The 17482-nt window shown below is 41.6% G+C and carries 14 protein-coding genes, 2 tRNA genes and 3 rRNA genes; 13 read left to right on the top strand and 6 right to left on the bottom strand.

The genetic code is table 11. The annotated features are described in order from the left end of the window. Positions 1 to 48: 48 nt before the first annotated feature. Positions 49 to 927: a glycine--tRNA ligase subunit alpha gene (gene glyQ / locus ANA_RS07600; RefSeq protein ID WP_015079475.1), complete on the bottom strand. Its 879-nt coding sequence runs from the start codon at positions 925 to 927 to the stop codon at positions 49 to 51. 307 nt (positions 928 to 1234) lie between these two features. Between glyQ and ANA_RS07595 the strand changes: the two genes are divergently transcribed. From ANA_RS07595 to rrf, 5 genes are all read left to right on the top strand, one after another. Further along, positions 1235 to 2723, top strand: a 16S ribosomal RNA gene (locus tag ANA_RS07595). Between the two features lie 125 nt (positions 2724 to 2848). Beyond that, positions 2849 to 2922, top strand: a tRNA-Ile gene (locus ANA_RS07590). Between the two features lie 89 nt (positions 2923 to 3011). Next, positions 3012 to 3084 (top strand) — tRNA-Ala (locus tag ANA_RS07585). A gap of 155 nt (positions 3085 to 3239) precedes the next feature. Continuing rightward, positions 3240 to 6071, top strand: a 23S ribosomal RNA gene (locus ANA_RS07580). 164 nt (positions 6072 to 6235) lie between these two features. Continuing rightward, positions 6236 to 6353, top strand: a 5S ribosomal RNA gene (gene rrf, locus ANA_RS07575). Together the 16S, 23S and 5S rRNA genes with 2 tRNA genes alongside form the textbook arrangement of a ribosomal RNA operon. Before the next feature lie 106 nt (positions 6354 to 6459). Here rrf and ANA_RS07570 read toward each other — a convergent pair. Then, complete coding sequence (locus ANA_RS07570; RefSeq protein WP_015079474.1) at positions 6460 to 7398, bottom strand: glycosyltransferase family 2 protein; 939 nt, start codon at positions 7396 to 7398, stop codon at positions 6460 to 6462. Between the two features lie 137 nt (positions 7399 to 7535). Between ANA_RS07570 and ANA_RS07565 the strand changes: the two genes are divergently transcribed. Continuing rightward, positions 7536 to 8735 carry an argininosuccinate synthase gene (locus ANA_RS07565; protein ID WP_015079473.1) on the top strand — a complete coding sequence of 400 codons (1200 nt, stop codon included), beginning with the start codon at positions 7536 to 7538 and terminating at the stop codon, positions 8733 to 8735. A gap of 42 nt (positions 8736 to 8777) precedes the next feature. Here ANA_RS07565 and ANA_RS07560 read toward each other — a convergent pair whose 3' ends face one another. After that, the gene (locus ANA_RS07560) at positions 8778 to 9407 is read right to left on the bottom strand and encodes a DedA family protein (RefSeq protein WP_015079472.1); all 630 of its coding nucleotides are present in this window, start codon (positions 9405 to 9407) and stop codon (positions 8778 to 8780) included. Between ANA_RS07560 and ANA_RS26475 the strand changes: the two genes are divergently transcribed. The 4 genes from ANA_RS26475 to ANA_RS07545 all read left to right on the top strand — a co-directional run bounded on the left by ANA_RS26475 (position 9386) and on the right by ANA_RS07545 (position 11947). After that, the gene (locus ANA_RS26475; protein ID WP_158310512.1) at positions 9386 to 9553 is read left to right on the top strand and encodes a hypothetical protein; all 168 of its coding nucleotides are present in this window, start codon (positions 9386 to 9388) and stop codon (positions 9551 to 9553) included. The two genes, ANA_RS07560 and ANA_RS26475, sit on opposite strands and share 22 nt — an antisense overlap. A 342-nt stretch (positions 9554 to 9895) precedes the next feature. Further along, positions 9896 to 10252 carry an STAS domain-containing protein gene (locus ANA_RS07555; RefSeq protein WP_015079471.1) on the top strand — a complete coding sequence of 119 codons (357 nt, stop codon included), beginning with the start codon at positions 9896 to 9898 and terminating at the stop codon, positions 10250 to 10252. 166 nt (positions 10253 to 10418) lie between these two features. Beyond that, positions 10419 to 11237 carry a serine/threonine-protein kinase gene (locus ANA_RS07550; protein ID WP_015079470.1) on the top strand — a complete coding sequence of 273 codons (819 nt, stop codon included), beginning with the start codon at positions 10419 to 10421 and terminating at the stop codon, positions 11235 to 11237. Between the two features lie 71 nt (positions 11238 to 11308). After that, entirely contained in the window at positions 11309 to 11947 is a 639-nt protein-coding gene (locus tag ANA_RS07545) for a PsbP-related protein (protein WP_015079469.1), read from the top strand. Positions 11948 to 12187: 240 nt separating this feature from the next. Here the strand turns inward: ANA_RS07545 and ANA_RS27450 are convergent, their stop codons facing one another. The 3 genes from ANA_RS27450 to ruvB form a co-directional block, all read right to left on the bottom strand. Further along, on the bottom strand, positions 12188 to 13264 hold the full coding sequence (locus tag ANA_RS27450) for a tetratricopeptide repeat-containing S1 family peptidase (RefSeq protein ID WP_015079468.1): 1077 nt from the start codon (positions 13262 to 13264) through the stop codon (positions 12188 to 12190). 43 nt (positions 13265 to 13307) lie between these two features. Beyond that, entirely contained in the window at positions 13308 to 13742 is a 435-nt protein-coding gene (locus ANA_RS23460) for a trypsin-like peptidase domain-containing protein (protein WP_085929741.1), read from the bottom strand. Between the two features lie 142 nt (positions 13743 to 13884). Then, positions 13885 to 14988 carry a Holliday junction branch migration DNA helicase RuvB gene (gene ruvB / locus ANA_RS07530; RefSeq protein WP_015079466.1) on the bottom strand — a complete coding sequence of 368 codons (1104 nt, stop codon included), beginning with the start codon at positions 14986 to 14988 and terminating at the stop codon, positions 13885 to 13887. Between the two features lie 360 nt (positions 14989 to 15348). On the opposite strand from ruvB, the gene hisF reads away from it, so the two are divergent. The 3 genes from hisF to ANA_RS07515 all read left to right on the top strand — a co-directional run bounded on the left by hisF (position 15349) and on the right by ANA_RS07515 (position 17413). Next, complete coding sequence (gene hisF, locus ANA_RS07525) at positions 15349 to 16122, top strand: imidazole glycerol phosphate synthase subunit HisF (RefSeq protein WP_015079465.1); 774 nt, start codon at positions 15349 to 15351, stop codon at positions 16120 to 16122. Positions 16123 to 16226: 104 nt separating this feature from the next. After that, positions 16227 to 16418 carry a hypothetical protein gene (locus ANA_RS07520; RefSeq protein WP_015079464.1) on the top strand — a complete coding sequence of 64 codons (192 nt, stop codon included), beginning with the start codon at positions 16227 to 16229 and terminating at the stop codon, positions 16416 to 16418. Between the two features lie 308 nt (positions 16419 to 16726). Next, entirely contained in the window at positions 16727 to 17413 is a 687-nt protein-coding gene (locus tag ANA_RS07515) for a hypothetical protein (protein ID WP_015079463.1), read from the top strand. Positions 17414 to 17482: the final 69 nt, after the last annotated feature.

The following is a 17482-nucleotide window of genomic DNA, read 5'->3' as shown; positions in this document are numbered from 1 at the left end:
GCCTTTGCGTGAGCTTATTCATACTTCAATTAGGCAACGCCAAAAATCTTATCTTACGGTATCTTTCAGCAACGGAAAACCCAACTTTTCCCTTTGCTCAACATATAAATGAGCCACCTTTCTAGCCAAATGTCGAATCCTGGTAATGTAACGAGTCCGTTCCGTCACCGAAATTACCCCTCTGGCATCCAGCAAATTAAAAGCATGAGAACACTTAATTACATAGTCCAAGCTAGGTAAAACCAATCCTCGCTCTGTTAATTGAGTAGCTTCCTGCTCATATAAGCCAAACAAAGTCAGCAACATCTCAGGATTCGACGCTTCAAAATTATAAGTACACTGTTCAATCTCACCCTGAAGATGAACATCACCATAAGTAATGTTATCGGTCCACTGAATCTTAGTAATAGCCTCTACCTGCTGGAGATACATCACCAATCGCTCCAACCCATAAGTAATCTCAATAGATACAGGACGGCAATCAATACCGCCACATTGCTGGAAATAGGTAAATTGAGTAATTTCCATCCCATCTAACCAAACTTCCCAGCCAGTACCCCAAGCCCCCACCGTCGCATCTTCCCAATTATCCTCCACAAACCGAATATCGTGGTCTTCAGGACGAATCCCTAATGCCCGTAAAGAATCCAGATAAATTTCCTGAATATCATCCGGTGAAGGCTTAATCAAAACCTGATATTGATAATAATGCTGAAACCGATTCGGATTTTCGCCATAACGTCCATCAGTAGGACGACGACAAGGTTCAACATAAGCCACAGCCCAAGGTTCAGGACCCAAAGCCCTCAAAAAAGTATGGGGATTCTTAGTACCCGCGCCCTTCTCCATATCATAGGGCTGGGCAATCAAGCAGCCACGCTGTCCCCAAAACTGATGCAATACCGCTATTACCGACTGAAAATTCACTATCTACTCTTCCTTGAGTCAACAATTCCTAACCTATTGTGGACTAAACCCAGCATAGTAAGCAGTTTTCAGGCGAATAAAAAACAAATTCCAAAATAGTTTGAAAAAGTAGTTGACAAACCAAAGCAGGTTCGATATATTAAATAAGTGCCTGAAGCGAAGCGAAACAAACGCCGCGCCTAAGTCGCACCGAACCTTGAAAATATTATAGTTTGAAAGCCAGAATACAACAAGTACCCTGCGTCAGAAAAATAAAATAACCTGACCGTGGTTGTAAAAACGGTTAAGAAAGAGCTACAGACGAACCAAAATGGAGAGTTTGATCCTGGCTCAGGATGAACGCTGGCGGTATGCTTAACACATGCAAGTCGAACGGAATCTTTAGGGATTTAGTGGCGGACGGGTGAGTAACGCGTAAGAATCTACCTTCAGGTTGGGGACAACCACTGGAAACGGTGGCTAATACCGAATGTGCCGAGAGGTGAAAGGCTTGCTGCCTGAAGAAGAGCTTGCGTCTGATTAGCTAGTTGGTGGGGTAAGAGCCTACCAAGGCGACGATCAGTAGCTGGTCTGAGAGGATGATCAGCCACACTGGGACTGAGACACGGCCCAGACTCCTACGGGAGGCAGCAGTGGGGAATTTTCCGCAATGGGCGAAAGCCTGACGGAGCAATACCGCGTGAGGGAGGAAGGCTCTTGGGTTGTAAACCTCTTTTCTCAGGGAAGAAAAAAATGACGGTACCTGAGGAATAAGCATCGGCTAACTCCGTGCCAGCAGCCGCGGTAATACGGAGGATGCAAGCGTTATCCGGAATGATTGGGCGTAAAGGGTCCGCAGGTGGCATTGTATGTCTGCTGTTAAAGAGTCTGGCTCAACCAGATCAAAGCAGTGGAAACTACAAAGCTAGAGTATGGTCGGGGCAGAGGGAATTCCTGGTGTAGCGGTGAAATGCGTAGATATCAGGAAGAACACCGGTGGCGAAGGCGCTCTGCTAGGCCAAAACTGACACTGAGGGACGAAAGCTAGGGGAGCGAATGGGATTAGATACCCCAGTAGTCCTAGCCGTAAACGATGGATACTAGGTGTAGCTCGTATCGACCCGAGCTGTACCGTAGCTAACGCGTTAAGTATCCCGCCTGGGGAGTACGCAGGCAACTGTGAAACTCAAAGGAATTGACGGGGGCCCGCACAAGCGGTGGAGTATGTGGTTTAATTCGATGCAACGCGAAGAACCTTACCAAGGCTTGACATGTCACGAATCCCGGCGAAAGTTGGGAGTGCCTTAGGGAGCGTGAACACAGGTGGTGCATGGCTGTCGTCAGCTCGTGTCGTGAGATGTTGGGTTAAGTCCCGCAACGAGCGCAACCCTCGTTTTTAGTTGCCAGCATTAAGTTGGGCACTCTAGAGAGACTGCCGGTGACAAACCGGAGGAAGGTGGGGATGACGTCAAGTCAGCATGCCCCTTACGTCTTGGGCTACACACGTACTACAATGCTCCGGACAAAGGGCAGCTACACAGCGATGTGATGCGAATCTCATAAACCGGAGCTCAGTTCAGATCGAAGGCTGCAACTCGCCTTCGTGAAGGAGGAATCGCTAGTAATTGCAGGTCAGCATACTGCAGTGAATTCGTTCCCGGGCCTTGTACACACCGCCCGTCACACCATGGAAGTTGGTCACGCCCGAAGTCGTTACCCCAACCTTTTGGAGGGGGATGCCTAAGGTAGGACTGATGACTGGGGTGAAGTCGTAACAAGGTAGCCGTACCGGAAGGTGTGGCTGGATCACCTCCTTTTAGGGAGACCTAATCCATTTAGAATTTCGACAGCAATGAAAATTGCTAATAGAGCCTAAATTGGTCTAACCTAGGTCGGTCGCAGACTTGAAGTAAAGCTTTCAAACTATGATTTGGTTCGATAAGGGCTATTAGCTCAGGTGGTTAGAGCGCACCCCTGATAAGGGTGAGGTCCCTGGTTCGAGTCCAGGATGGCCCACCTGAACCAATTAAAAATGCAAAATTAAGAATTAAAAATGCAGAATATCTTTGTTTTTAATTTTTAATTATCAATTTTTAATTGTTTTTGGGGGTTTAGCTCAGTTGGTAGAGCGCCTGCTTTGCAAGCAGGATGTCAGCGGTTCGAGTCCGCTAACCTCCACATTTGGAAAAAAACAGCAACTGAAACTATTAATGATAGTTTTTGACTGCTGGGTTAAATTCCAGCCAGAACCTTGAAAACTGCATAAGAGAACGAGAATTAGCAGGCGGACACAGACATGAACTTGTTTCGTGAAAGCAGACAAAAAGAAATGTGGTCAAGTTAATAAGGGCTAATGGTGGATACCTAGGCACACAGAGGCGATGAAGGACGTGGTTACCGACGAAATGTTCCGGGGAGTTGGAAGCAAACTTTGAGCCGGAAATGTCCGAATGGGGCAACCCTATGTACTACCTGTTGAATATATAGACAGGAAAGAGCCAACCCAGCGAACTGAAACATCTTAGTAGCTGGAGGAAGAGAAATCAAACTAGAGATTCCCTCAGTAGTGGTGAGCGAAAGGGGAAGAGCCTAAACCAGAGGATTTATCTTCTGGGGTCGTGGGACAGCGAGATCGAATCTAGAGACTAAACGAAACAGCTAAATACTGTACCAGAGGGGGTGAAAGTCCCGTAGTTGAAAGTCAAAGGATAGTAGCTGAATCCCGAGTAGCATGGAGCACGAGGAATTCCATGTGAATCAGCGAGGACCACCTCGTAAGGCTAAATACTACTGTGTGACCGATAGTGAACAAGTACCGCGAGGGAAAGGTGAAAAGAACCCCGGAAGGGGAGTGAAATAGAACATGAAACCATAAGCTTACAAGCAGTGGGAGTCCGATTTAACGGATGACCGCGTGCCTGTTGAAGAATGAGCCGGCGACTTATAGGCACTGGTAGGTTAAAGCGAGAATGCTGGAGCCAAAGGGAAACCGAGTCTGAACAGGGCGATAAATCAGTGTTTATAGACCCGAACCCTGGTGATCTAACCATGTCCAGGATGAAGCTTGGGTAACACCAAGTGGAGGTCCGAACCGACTGATGTTGAAAAATCAGCGGATGAGGTGTGGTTAGGGGTGAAATACCAATCGAACCAGGAGCTAGCTGGTTCTCCCCGAAATGTGTTGAGGCGCAGCGGTAATGGTTAAATTTGGGGGGTAAAGCACTGTTTCGGTGCGGGCTGGGAGACCGGTACCAAATCGAGACAAACTCAGAATACCCAGAAGAAGACATTGCCAGTGAGACAGTGGGGGATAAGCTTCATTGTCAAGAGGGAAACAGCCCAGACCACCAGCTAAGGTCCCCAAATCATCGCTAAGTGATAAAGGAGGTGAGATTGCCTAGACAACTAGGAGGTTTGCCTAGAAGCAGCCACCCTTGAAAGAGTGCGTAATAGCTCACTAGTCAAGCGATCTTGCGCCGAAAATGAACGGGGCTAAGCGATGTACCGAAGCTGTGGGATTGATATTAAATTATTAATCGGTAGGGGAGCGTTCCGTCGTAGGTTGAAGCAGTAGCGGCGAGCAGCTGTGGACGAAACGGAAGTGAGAATGTCGGCTTGAGTAGCGCAAATGTATGTGAGAATCATACACCCCGAAACCCTAAGGGTTCCAGAGCCAGGTTCGTCCACTCTGGGTTAGTCGGGACCTAAGGCGAGGCCGAAGGGCGTAGTCGATGGACAAAGTGTCAATAGTCACTTACTGTTCTGTGGGAGCATAGAGAGGGACGCATCAAAGATAGCCATACCCTGATTGGTTTGGGAGGAGTTTACGAACTCCGAGTGGTGAAGGATAGTGCCAAGAAAAGCTCGCTATGTGATGAAGATAGAACACCCGTACCCGAAACCGACACAGGTAGGGAGGTTGAGAATACCAAGGGGCGCGAGATAACTCTCTCTAAGGAACTCGGCAAAATGGCCCCGTAACTTCGGGAGAAGGGGTGCCCACCTCAGACGTGGGTCGCAGTGAAGAGATCCAGGCGACTGTTTACCAAAAACACAGGTCTCCGCCAACTCGCAAGAGGACGTATGGGGGCTGACGCCTGCCCAGTGCCGGAAGGTTAAGGAAGCTGGTCAGCGAAAGTAAAGCTGGCGACTGAAGCCCCGGTGAACGGCGGCCGTAACTATAACGGTCCTAAGGTAGCGAAATTCCTTGTCGGGTAAGTTCCGACCCGCACGAAAGGCGTAACGATCTGGATGGTGTCTCAGAGAGAGACTCGGCGAAATAGGAATGTCTGTGAAGATACGGACTGCCTGCACCTGGACAGAAAGACCCTATGAAGCTTTACTGTAGCCTGGAATTGTGTTCGGGCTTCGCTTGCGCAGGATAGGTGGGAAGCGGTGAACTATTCCTTTTGGGGAATAGGGAGCTAACGGTGAGATACCACTCTGGCGAAGCTAGAATTCTAACCCACGACCGTCAGCCGGTTGGGGAACAGTTTCAGGTGGGCAGTTTGACTGGGGCGGTCGCCTCCTAAAAGGTAACGGAGGCGCGCAAAGGTTCCCTCAGCACGCTTGGAAACCGTGCGACGAGTGTAAAAGCAAAAGGGAGCTTGACTGCAAGACTGACAAGTCGAGCAGGTACGAAAGTAGGCTTTAGTGATCCGACGGCGCAGAGTGGAATGGCCGTCGCTCAACGGATAAAAGTTACTCTAGGGATAACAGGCTGATCTCCCCCAAGAGTCCACATCGACGGGGAGGTTTGGCACCTCGATGTCGGCTCATCGCAACCTGGGGCGGAAGTACGTCCCAAGGGTTGGGCTGTTCGCCCATTAAAGCGGTACGTGAGCTGGGTTCAGAACGTCGTGAGACAGTTCGGTCCATATCCGGTGCAGGCGCAAGAGTATTGAGAGGAGTCCTCCTTAGTACGAGAGGACCGGGAGGAACGCACCGCTGGTGTACCAGTTATTGTACCAACAGTAAACGCTGGGTAGCCAAGTGCGGAGAGGATAACCGCTGAAAGCATCTAAGTGGGAAGCCCACCTCAAGATGAGTACTCTCACTACAATTTGTAGGTAAGGTCACGGGCAGAACACCCGTTAATAGGCTTTAAGTGGAAGTGCAGTAATGTATGAAGCTGAGGAGTACTAATAGACCGAGGGCTTGACCTCTAATTCAATTAAAAATTGATAATTAAAAATTAAAAATGAAGGTTTTTGGTGGTTAATTATCACTGCTGATTCTCGTTCTTTTTGCAGTCTTCAGGGTTGTGAATACCCTAAGTTAAAAATCGGTAATTAATTTTTAATTCTGAATTTTTAATTTTTAATTGTTTCCTGGTGTCTATGGCGCGGTGGAACCACACTGATCCCTTCCCGAACTCAGAGGTGAAACGCTGCTGCGGCGACGATAGTTTAGGGGTAGCCCTCCGTGAAAATAGCTCGATGCCAGGTTTATTATTTAACAACAATGCCCCTTCTATTCTTTTAGACGGGGTTTTGTTTTTTGGGTTGTTATATCCTTCCTACTTTTGCTCTTCTGCGCGAAACAATTATTTAATTATTTACTTTCTATCTCAGAATAAGCCGCATAAACACCCTTTACATTATACCAATTCAAGAAAATTCTGGCAATTTCTAAAGCCAATTGTGGCTTACCCAAATCAATCAACCATTGCAAAAATGGGGACATAGTTTTTTCATTCAATAACCCGTTTACAGAAAGAATCCCCCATAATAAACGATGAAACCAAGTCATTTGAATCATCATTTTTACTTCCCAGGTAGGATGTTTTTGATAAAACAAAACTCCCATTCTTCCCCGTTGAATTTCCTGATCAATTAACTTAGGAATTTGCTGTAAACTAAAAGGTGGATGCCAATGATAACCAACAGCTTCAGGACATTTAATTAATTGCAAACCTAATTTTTTTAACCTCACACCTAATTCTAAATCTTCCCAACCATAAAGTTGAAATCTATTATCAAATAAACCAGCTTCTTCTAACCAACGTTTAGGAATAGCCACGTTACCCGTAGCAAAGAAAGCAGCGGAAAAATCTGTGATTTTATAGGGTTCAGCGGTGGGATTGGCAAAATTACAAGTATTTATTACAGCACCGTAAGTAAAAAAACAGTTATTTCCTAATTTCTCTTTTCCTTGTACCAAAGCATTTGTATGAGCTTGCAGGAAGTTAGACAAAACCACTAAATCACTATCAATAAAAATAATTGTGTCACCTTGGGCTTTTTCCACACCTAAATTTCGCGCCGCAGCCGGACCTGCATGATCCTGCTCAAAACAGCGGACATGAGAAAACTCATCTTTGTGTACTGCTAACCAGTTCAAAGTACCATCAGTAGAACCATCATCTACCAATACAACTTCATAACCTTCTATATAGTTTTTGTTGCTGAACTCCTGACTCTCTAAAGCGCGGAGGCACTTTTCCAGAATTGGTAAGCGATTATAAGTAGGAATGACAATACTAAAAAACACAGTTTCACCCAAAAAAAGTACTGGCCATATTGAGAATAAGACAAATATAACAAAGTTACTGTTGCACAAGAAAATATACGCTAGGCAAGTCAGATATAATAATAACTCATTCTTTGTTTTCCTAAGTGGAGAAATTCATGGGTCGCGCTAAAAAGGTTGTTCTAGCATATTCTGGTGGAGTTGATACTTCTGTTTGCATTCCCTATTTAAAGCAAGAGTGGGGAGTAGAAGAGATAATTACCCTAGCAGCAGATTTAGGTCAGGGAGATGAATTAGAACCAGTTCGAGAAAAAGCCCTGAAATCCGGTGCAAGTGAATCCTTGGTAGTGGATGTTAAGGATATATTTGTTAAAGACTACGCGTTTCCAGCGATTCAAGCCAACGCCCTCTATGAAAATCGCTATCCTTTAGGAACAGCCCTGGCTCGACCTTTGATTGCTAAAATATTAGTGGAAGCCGCTGCAAAATATGGTGCAGATGCGATCGCTCACGGTTGCACAGGCAAAGGCAACGACCAAGTACGCTTTGATGTCTCCTGTACAGCCCTCAACCCCAACCTCAAAATCCTTGCACCAGCGAGAGAATGGGGTATGAGTCGGGAGGAAACCATAGCCTATGGTGAGAAATGTGGTATTCCTGCACCGGTGAAAAAATCTTCTCCGTTCAGTATAGATAAAAACTTGCTTGGTCGCAGTATTGAAGCTGGTACATTGGAAGATCCAGCAAATGAGCCGCCAGAAGAAATCTATGAAATGACCAAAGCCATAATTGATACTCCTAACGAACCGGAATATCTAGAAATTGGGTTCCAAAAAGGGCTTCCTACCACCATTAACGGCACATCAAAACAGCCTGTGGAGTTAATTGAACAACTCAATAAAATCATTGGTAATCATGGGATTGGGCGGATTGACATGATTGAAAACCGCTTGGTAGGAATCAAATCACGGGAAATTTACGAATCACCAGCAATGATAGTTCTAATTAACGCTCACCGTGACTTAGAAAGCCTCACTTTAACAGCAGATGTCAGTCAGTACAAACGAGGTATGGAAGAAACCTATACCAAACTCGTATATAACGGACTTTGGTACAGCCCACTCAAAGCAGCTTTAGATGCTTTTATTCAACAAACACAAGAAAAAGTTTCTGGTGTCGTGCGGTTAAAACTTTTCAAAGGTAACGCCACCATAGTTGGCCGTTGGAGTGATAATTCCCTCTACACTCCCGATTTAGCCACCTACGGCGCAGAAGATCAATTTGATCACAAAGCCGCAGAAGGCTTTATCTACGTTTGGGGACTACCTACTCGCATTTGGGCGCAGCAGAATAAGTAATAATTCAGATACCCGACTTCTTAAAGAAGCCGGGTATCTTTACTACTCTTCTGTTTGCTGCTTAACTTCGCGGGACTCTAACCAAATTGGTATAGCAATCACAGCAACTAAAATAAGTAACGCCAAAATTGCAAATTTACTTACCCAAGCCACCAATTGTTCTAGGGAAATAATCCTTCCCGCGAAAAAAGCTAATGTCACCATGACGCTACCCCAAGCAGTCGCCCCAGCTACGTTATAAATCAGGAATTTACCAAAGGGCATTTCTGCTATACCCGCAAGTGGTGAAGCGAAAATCCGCAATAAGGCAAAAAAGCGGCCAAAAAATACAGCTTTAGCGGCGTTTTCCGTAAATTGCTCTTTAATACTCAGCAGTCGGACTTCGGAAATGCGGAAAATCTTGCCAGCTTGGAGCAGAAAAGGCCAACCGCCAACTCTACCAATCCAATAGCCGCAATTACCACCAATTACAGCACCTCCAATAGCGTTACCGAGAACCAGCCAGTAATTTAATTCATTACTACCAGCAAGGAAACCACCAACAATCGTGACGGTTTCTCCAGGAAGAGGAATGCCCAAATTTTCTAGCAATATTCCCAAAAAAATCGCTAAATAACCATAATTATGAGCAATTTCTTGGATGTTTTCTAGTGAAAGTAGCTCAAAAGACATCCAGCACCACCGAGTTTACAAATTTTTACCTTTACCATATCTTTGCTTGTTTTTGGCTAGGGTGTCAATCAAACCGCAATAGGAGGAGTCAGGAGTCAGGAGTCAGGAGTCAGGAGTCAGGAGTCAGGAGTCAGGAGTCAGGATGAAGAATGAAGAATGAAGAATGAAGAAAATTCCTTCCCTGTTCCCTGTTCCCTGTTCCCTGTTCCCTGTTCCCTATCTCTACAAGTAAGTTCATGAATCAAACCGGATTGCTATAGATAATTTTAGATAATGATAAGTTCGTTACCGAAATTAGCAGTAAATTATGCTTATACTAGAAAGACTTGTCAACAAATTATACGGCATAAATACTGAAAAAACTTTTTCTCAACTGTGCTACTGTTAATTCCCATAAATTTGCGAAAACAGTCATTATGCGGTTGAATTATAAACAGTATTGATGTCAATTTTTCCTTTATCAGTGTTTCAAATACAAAGTTAAATTTATGACTCTTACACAAGAACGCCAAGTAATTTTGTTCAAACCCCAAGGTAGTATAGACCTGGATAGTGGTACTATCTTGAGCGAACAGATGGCTGCAATTGAACCTCAGCATCACCAACTCTGGGTTATAGATTTATCAGAAGTAGATTTCATGGATAGTTCTGGATTAGTACCCCTCGTCAAGGGACTTACATCAGCGCGTCAAAGTGGTTGCCGGTTAGTTCTTTGTAATGTCAAAGCTCCAGTTAAGTTGATTTTGGAACTTACCCAGCTTGATTCAGTATTTGAAATTTTCCAAAATTACGAAGATATTTTTGCTCCTGTTACTAATCAACAGCTAGTAGCAACTGGAGTTTAGACTAAATTAGTATTTTTATATCTTTAATTTAGATCCCCGACTTCTTTAAGGAGTTGGGGATTTGAAGTTAATTAACCTCTCAAATAATTTCGCCAATATGGCGACGAATGTGCGATAATTAACTGCATATTTCCCGAAACAAGGAATCAGGTGGGGTGTGAATCTGATGATAGGTACGACTATAGGCGGACGCTATTGTATTACTACCAGGTTAGGACAGGGTGGATTTGGAACTACTTATTTAGCAAAGGATACCCAACTTCCTGGTTCTCCTGTTTGTGTGGTTAAGCACTTTACACCATTAACTACAAAACCAGAGCAATTAGAAAAAGCTCAAGAATTATTTGAACGAGAAGCAGGAATTTTACAAAAACTCAATCATCCACAAATACCCAAACTTTTAGCGTTTTTTACGGAAAATCAACAGTTTTTCATAGTTCAAGAATTTATTAAAGGACATGATTTAACGAAAGAATTACCACCTACATCTACCAATACTAATATCAGTGAACCATTTGTTATTAAATTATTAAAAGATATTCTGGAAGTATTGGAATATATTCATGGTGAAGGTGTAATTCATCGTGATTTAAAACCAAGTAACATTATGAGACAAGAAATAGATAATAAAATAGTCATCATTGATTTTGGGATAGTTAAACCTGTCAAACGAATTAATAACCAAGAAGATGATACTCAAATAATTGGTAATGAACTTATTAACCAAGAGAATGGTAATTATAATCCTACAAGAATTGGCACTAAAGGATATGCACCCAGGGAACAAGGAGAAGGTAAACCAGAATTCAATAGTGATATTTTTTCTCTAGGAATGATTGTAATTCAAGCACTTACAGGAATAGAGGCTAAAGATATAAATAATGATAACAATAACCAAGAAATAAGTTGGCGTTATTATAGTAGAATCAAAGTTAGTGATCAACTTGCAGACATTTTAGATAAAATAGACATCTCCGGTAATTAAATGTGCGTGGTTTGAAACCCTTGTAGAGACGTTCTATAGAACGTCTCTACATTCATTTTCGGAGAGGTCTAATGGTCAAATCTGATCATAGGGACCGTTATCAGACAGTAACAGAAGTATTAACAGCATTACAAAAAATATCTATAAGTAGTCCATTAATACCACCTAAAATTTATCATTTATTCCTGAAAATTGCCCCTTTAGGATTAATCGTAATCATGGGAATAATTGTATTTTCAAACCGTCCTATTTCTGAATGTGATGGAAAATTAGCAACTTATAAAAATAAGGAACATAATATAGAAATTGAATATCCTAAATGTTGGGACGCGGACGAAACTCCTATCTCAGTCATTGGTATTGGTAAAATAGTTACATTTATTCAACCTCAACAAAAAGCTAGATTGATTATTAGTAGTTCTGAATATTCGGGAACTTTAGAAAATTACGGAAAAGACCAGGAGAAGATGATCAAAAGTAACCTAGAATCATCAAATATCATAGAAAGAAGTTCAACTATTATCGCAAATCAAACAGGACAAAAAATAATTGTCACTGGTAAAAATGAACAACAAAAAATCAAAAATATGTATGTTATGACTTTGAGAAAAAATCAAGCTTATTTAATTACCTATACTGCACCCATAGATGATTATGATAAGTTGATCAAACCTGTAGAAGATATGATAAAATCATTACAGATTGATTAAATTAATCTATAGTATCAATATTATTTTGAACTCGTTCCCAGACTCCGGCTGGGAATGGGAGTTTGAGGCTCTGCCTCAAATACAATGAATATAGTGGAGGCAGAGCCTCCCCTGAGCATTCCCCGGTAGAACCAGGGAACGAGGGAAAACGAGGCAAAATCTCAATAATTCATAGACCATCAAAAAATCACATCCTGTTAATCCTTAAATCCTGGATATCCTGATTCTGACAAAATATTATTATTGTAATTTTCTAATTCTATCTTGGGCTGCTCTCAACCATTTCTCATTACCACCTTGTTGTTGATATAATTTTACTGCTTGCTGCAAGTCCCTAATTGCTCCTGGCTTATCTCCTAAAGCAGAACGGGCATTTCCCCGTCCGTGGTAGGCATAGGCATAGTTAGGATTAATCTTGATAGCTTGGTTGTAATCATCTATTGCTCCTGGCTTATCTCCTAAATCATCACGGACATTTCCCCGGTTGTAGTAGGCATCGGCATTGTTAGGATTAATCTTGATAGCTTCTGTATAAGCTACTATTGCCTCTCGATAATCTTTTTGTTCATACTTCTTAAATCCTAACTTAAAATAATCATCAGCCGTTAAACCCCTAATGCTGGGCTTATCAGTAACACCTGCTGCAATCCGCATATAAGTATTAATAGGAATACCAGCAAATCTATCTCTATCCCTATTGTCATATTCATCACCTCTGCCATGAATACCTATCAACTCACCCTTGGGATTTAACACCGGTCCCCCACTCATGCCCTTGACAGTGGAATTGGTATAAACTAAATTGTAACCACCATCTATAGTCCTCTGTCTTTCATTAGCGGAAACTTGTCCATCAAAACAATCATAAAGCGGTGCAGGAATACTAGGGGTAGAAAGACGAAACCCAGTAACATAAACATTATCCCCACGTTTTATTAAGTCAGAATTACCAAATTTAGCTACTTGATAGGTTTTACTACTAACAAATTTCACCACAGCTAAATCTATCCCTGTTCCCAGTGGTTTAATATTTTCCCCTTGAATGGGATAACGTTGTTCATCGGGGGTGATAATGGTGTATTTTAAACTAGTATTTTTAACATTGTGAAAAGCTGTGAGAACAGTATAAGTATTACCTTCTTGTTTAATTAAAATTCCCGAACCATTATCTTTATTATTAATATCAATTAAAACCGTGATTTTTTGGGCTATTTCATCTACTTCTTTATTGCATGATAAATTCTTAGCTGTAGTTGGTTGGATTATGGTAAAAAACGTAAAAATAAATAGTGTGGGAATAGTGTATTTATAGTTCATACAAACACCTAAAAAGGAAGTTGACTATGGAGAAGGTTTGAGTTTATCTATGGCTATAGCCCAATTTAAGTAGGTGAACGGAAAAAAACCGAAATATGTAACGAAAAGTAAAATCGCCCAAACCCTCTTCACTCTTGCCTCTTGCCTCTTGCCTCAAGCCTAGTGCCATAACGACGATTTTCAATGCTAACCTACTTAAACGGACTATTTGTTGATGCAGTTTTTCATCTGCTGGTGTACCATCTATGAATACTGAGGGAACGTCCCATAATGGATAAGCGTGCATTCCATTAACACCGATTAATTGACCATTTTCATTTAATAATGGTCCTCCACTCATACCTTTTTCAAGTTTGTTTGTATATCCTATTTGATATCCTCTTTCTAAGGCTTTTTCTAGAACTAGCACTATTCTACCTGTTGTGAGTGTGAATTGTTGAACTGTGTTTTCTGATTCATAAGCGGGAAAACCCGCAATAAATACTTTGTCTCTCCTCTAGTGGTCTGTCAAATAAATTTTGACGGATAAAGAAGAAATGAACCACGAAGGACGCAAAGAGCGCGAAGGAAGAAGGAAGAGGAAAAATTTATTTACCCGTCAATTAGTTCTTGACAGACTACTAGAGTAATGATAATTGCTCATTAGGGGGTTTAAAACCCATGTGTTGATAGGCTGCTTTAGTTGCGATTCTCCCCCTGGGTGTCCGGCTTAAATAACCTATTTGCATTAAATATGGTTCATATACTTCTTCAATGGTTTGGGTGTCTTCCCCAGTGGTAGCAGCGATGGTTTCTAAACCCACTGGCCCACCATTAAAGTTTTCAATAATCACACTGAGCATTTTTCTATCTGTCCAGTCTAATCCACAAGGATCTACTTGAAATAGTTGTAATGCTTCTGCTGCAACAGTTGCATTAATTTCCAGAAAAGATTTTACTTCCGCATAATCACGGACTCTTTTTAATAATCTATTGGCTATTCTTGGTGTTCCCCGTGAACGTTTGGCGATTTCTGTAGCCCCATCTGGATTAACTGGAGTTTGTAATAATTCAGCAGTGCGGAGAACAATTTTAGTCAGTTCTTCTACTTCATAAAAACGCAACTTTTGAATTAAGCCAAAGCGATCGCGCAATGGGGAAGTTAAAGCTCCGACGCGAGTTGTCGCTCCTACCAAGGTAAATTTACATAAAGGTATACTTCTAATTCTGGCACTAGAACCTTTACCCACCGTAATATCTAAGCGATAATCCTCCATCGCTGGATAGAGAATTTCTTCTGTCATCCGTGATAACCGATGAATTTCATCTATAAACAGCACATCTCCTGGTTTCAGGTTTACCAATAACCCCACGATATCCCGTGGCCGTTCCAAAGCTGGTGCGCTGGTAATTTTGCAACTTACCCCCATTTCTGATGCTAAAATCATTGCCATTGTGGTTTTACCTAAGCCTGGTGGTCCATACAACAGCAAATGATCCATGACTTCATTTCTAGACTTGGCTGCTTTAATGGCTATATCTAAAACGTCTTTTAAATCCTTTTGGCCGATGTAATCAGCAAAGCGCTGGGGACGAATACTCTCTTCTGGTTTCCCTTGTTCATTAATAGCCGCTTCCGATTGTAACAGATTTTCTGCGGGGGGGGCTACTTTTGCTGATTCCCTTTGCTGTTTGGGTTCTCCATTGGGTTCTGGAGGCTGTTTTTTGGAAGAGATAATCGCCATAATTTTCAGGGATTCAGAAGTACAGAAATAGGGATTTAGCAGTTCATAAGTAAAATTAGTATAGGATATTTGGGGTTAGTTGAGAATACAGATACTATTTTCACAATATAAATATTTATTTCATTAAGTAGGTGAACACAATAAAACCAAACTGTGTAAAGAAATGTAAAATCGCTGAAAACTTCTTTACTCTTTACTCTTTACTCTTGCCTCTTGCTTCTTGCCTCTTGCCTGTATATTTGTTTAATTAGTTTTTCGTCTGGACAAGACCTGTTATATGTTGATCCTATCTTGTCAACTATTCCCCAATTGCCTTTACAATTTAAATTCCTAGCAATTACCGGGAGTGAAAACGTCATTATGTTGGCTAAAAGAATCTTACCTTGTCTAGATGTCAAGGCGGGCAGAGTTGTGAAGGGAATTAACTTTGTGGATCTCAAGGATGCAGGTGATCCTGTAGAACTGGCCAAGGTTTACAATGAAGCAGGTGCAGATGAGTTAGTGTTTCTAGATATTACGGCTACTCATGAAGACAGGGACACGATTATTGATGTGGTTTACCGGACTGCTGAACAGGTCTTCATTCCCCTGACTGTGGGTGGTGGGATTCAAACCTTAGAAAATGTTAAAGATTTGTTACGAGCCGGGGCGGATAAGGTTAGTATTAATTCCGCGGCGGTCAGAAATCCAGATTTAATTAATCATGCCAGCGATCGCTTTGGTAATCAGTGTATTGTTGTAGCTATTGATGCTAGACGTAGACTTGATCCTGAGAATCCTGGCTGGGATGTCTACGTTCGCGGTGGTAGAGAAAATACTGGTATTGATGCTCTATGGTGGGCGGAAGAAGTCACAAGACGGGGAGCTGGAGAATTGTTGGTGACAAGTATGGATGCTGATGGTACTCAAGCTGGTTATGATTTGGACTTGACAAAAGCGATCGCTAATGCTGTAGAAATTCCCGTGATTGCTTCTGGTGGTGCGGGAAATTGTGAACACATTCACACTGCATTAACGGAAGGTAAAGCTGAAGCCGCACTTTTAGCGTCTTTGTTACATTTTGGGAAACTGAGTGTAGCACAAATTAAAACTTATTTGCAAGAACGCCATGTTCGGGTCCGTCTTCCTACTTGATATCAGACATAAGAAAGCGACCAACTGCATCTGTTGAAGATAAAACACAGTTATCCAAAACAGTGTTAAGATAATCGTACTTCTATGAAGAAATATTAAGAAATATGTTGATTCCTATTTTAATCTTTGATGTGGCACTTGTAGCATGGTCGCTACACCTGATGGAAAAAGCTTATGAGCATAAAGAATTTTCTCTCATGCTGGCTGGTACACTAGTGGCATTAGCCGCAGCAGCAATGCTAGTAGTTTATTTTTTAATGGGTAACTGCATGAGCTATTTGTTGCAAGTAACTTAAGGGAGGAGTCAGGAGTCAGGAGTCAGGAGTCAGGAGGAAGAAAGGAAGAAAGGAAGAAAGAAGAAGAAAGAAGAAGAAAGAGGAGGAAGGAAGGAAGAAGGAAGAAAGAAGAAAGAGGAGGAAGAGGGAAGAGGGAAGAGGGAAGAATCATGTAGAACTTGAAAAGTGGTTGGTTTTTGATGGTATAAACATTTATTTCTTACACATTATCAACATTGAATACCCCTAAAATCACCGATTAATTGCCATTCTGGAAATCCACTTGTTATATTAGACTAAATCAATAGTATGTTAAGGATTTAGCAACTGTGCGAGATGATTTACAGGGATTGGATATTAGTCATGATCAACTTCAAGATGCGACTAACTTACCTGTTCATAATAAATTAATAATTATTACTGATGTTATTCAGCAATTCGGTATAAGATTGCTAAAGAAAGCTCAAAAAACAGAAATTGCTACTGTGGTTTTCGCTGGAATTGCTATTTCTGTTTGTACTTACCTGTTAGTAAAACTATCATCTTGGCTATCATTAATTATCTTTGTTTTATGGACAGGTGGGAGTATACAAATTCTATTATATTTATTATGGAAAGGCAAAAGTAAGTTTCTCAAACAGAATATGACAAATTCTTTACGGATTTTACTAAATGATGTGGAAAGATATAATTCCGTGATTAAAGCTATAGATATTAACGACCAAATTGAAGATGTTGGCAACTTAGGAGTAAGTATACAAGCAAGAGAAAAAGTATTATTAGCACTTGAATTAACTAGAAATGATTTAATCCGCGCTTTAAAAACAGAGAGAATTTTGCGAGAAAATAAAAGTTTTATTATCACTAATTCTGATTTATTTACCAATAATTTAGCCGCTTTGGCATCAATGCAAGTTACTGAAGAGGCAACCGAACATGGTAGATTATTAAATGAAGCTTTGCAAATTTCCCTAGATGTACAGCAGGAAATGAAAAACTTGCAAAGTCAGAGTTAATACTTGATATATGTTTAGATGTAAATGTAAAATATATCTATAGAAAATACTTCCTTCTCTTTCTTCTTC

It is taken from the genome of Anabaena sp. 90 (assembly GCF_000312705.1).
In the GTDB taxonomy this organism is placed as follows: Bacteria; Cyanobacteriota; Cyanobacteriia; order Cyanobacteriales; family Nostocaceae; genus Dolichospermum; species Dolichospermum lemmermannii.
The sequence above is the reverse complement of the archived record's forward strand: the minus strand, read 5'-3'. Positions and strand labels throughout refer to the sequence as shown.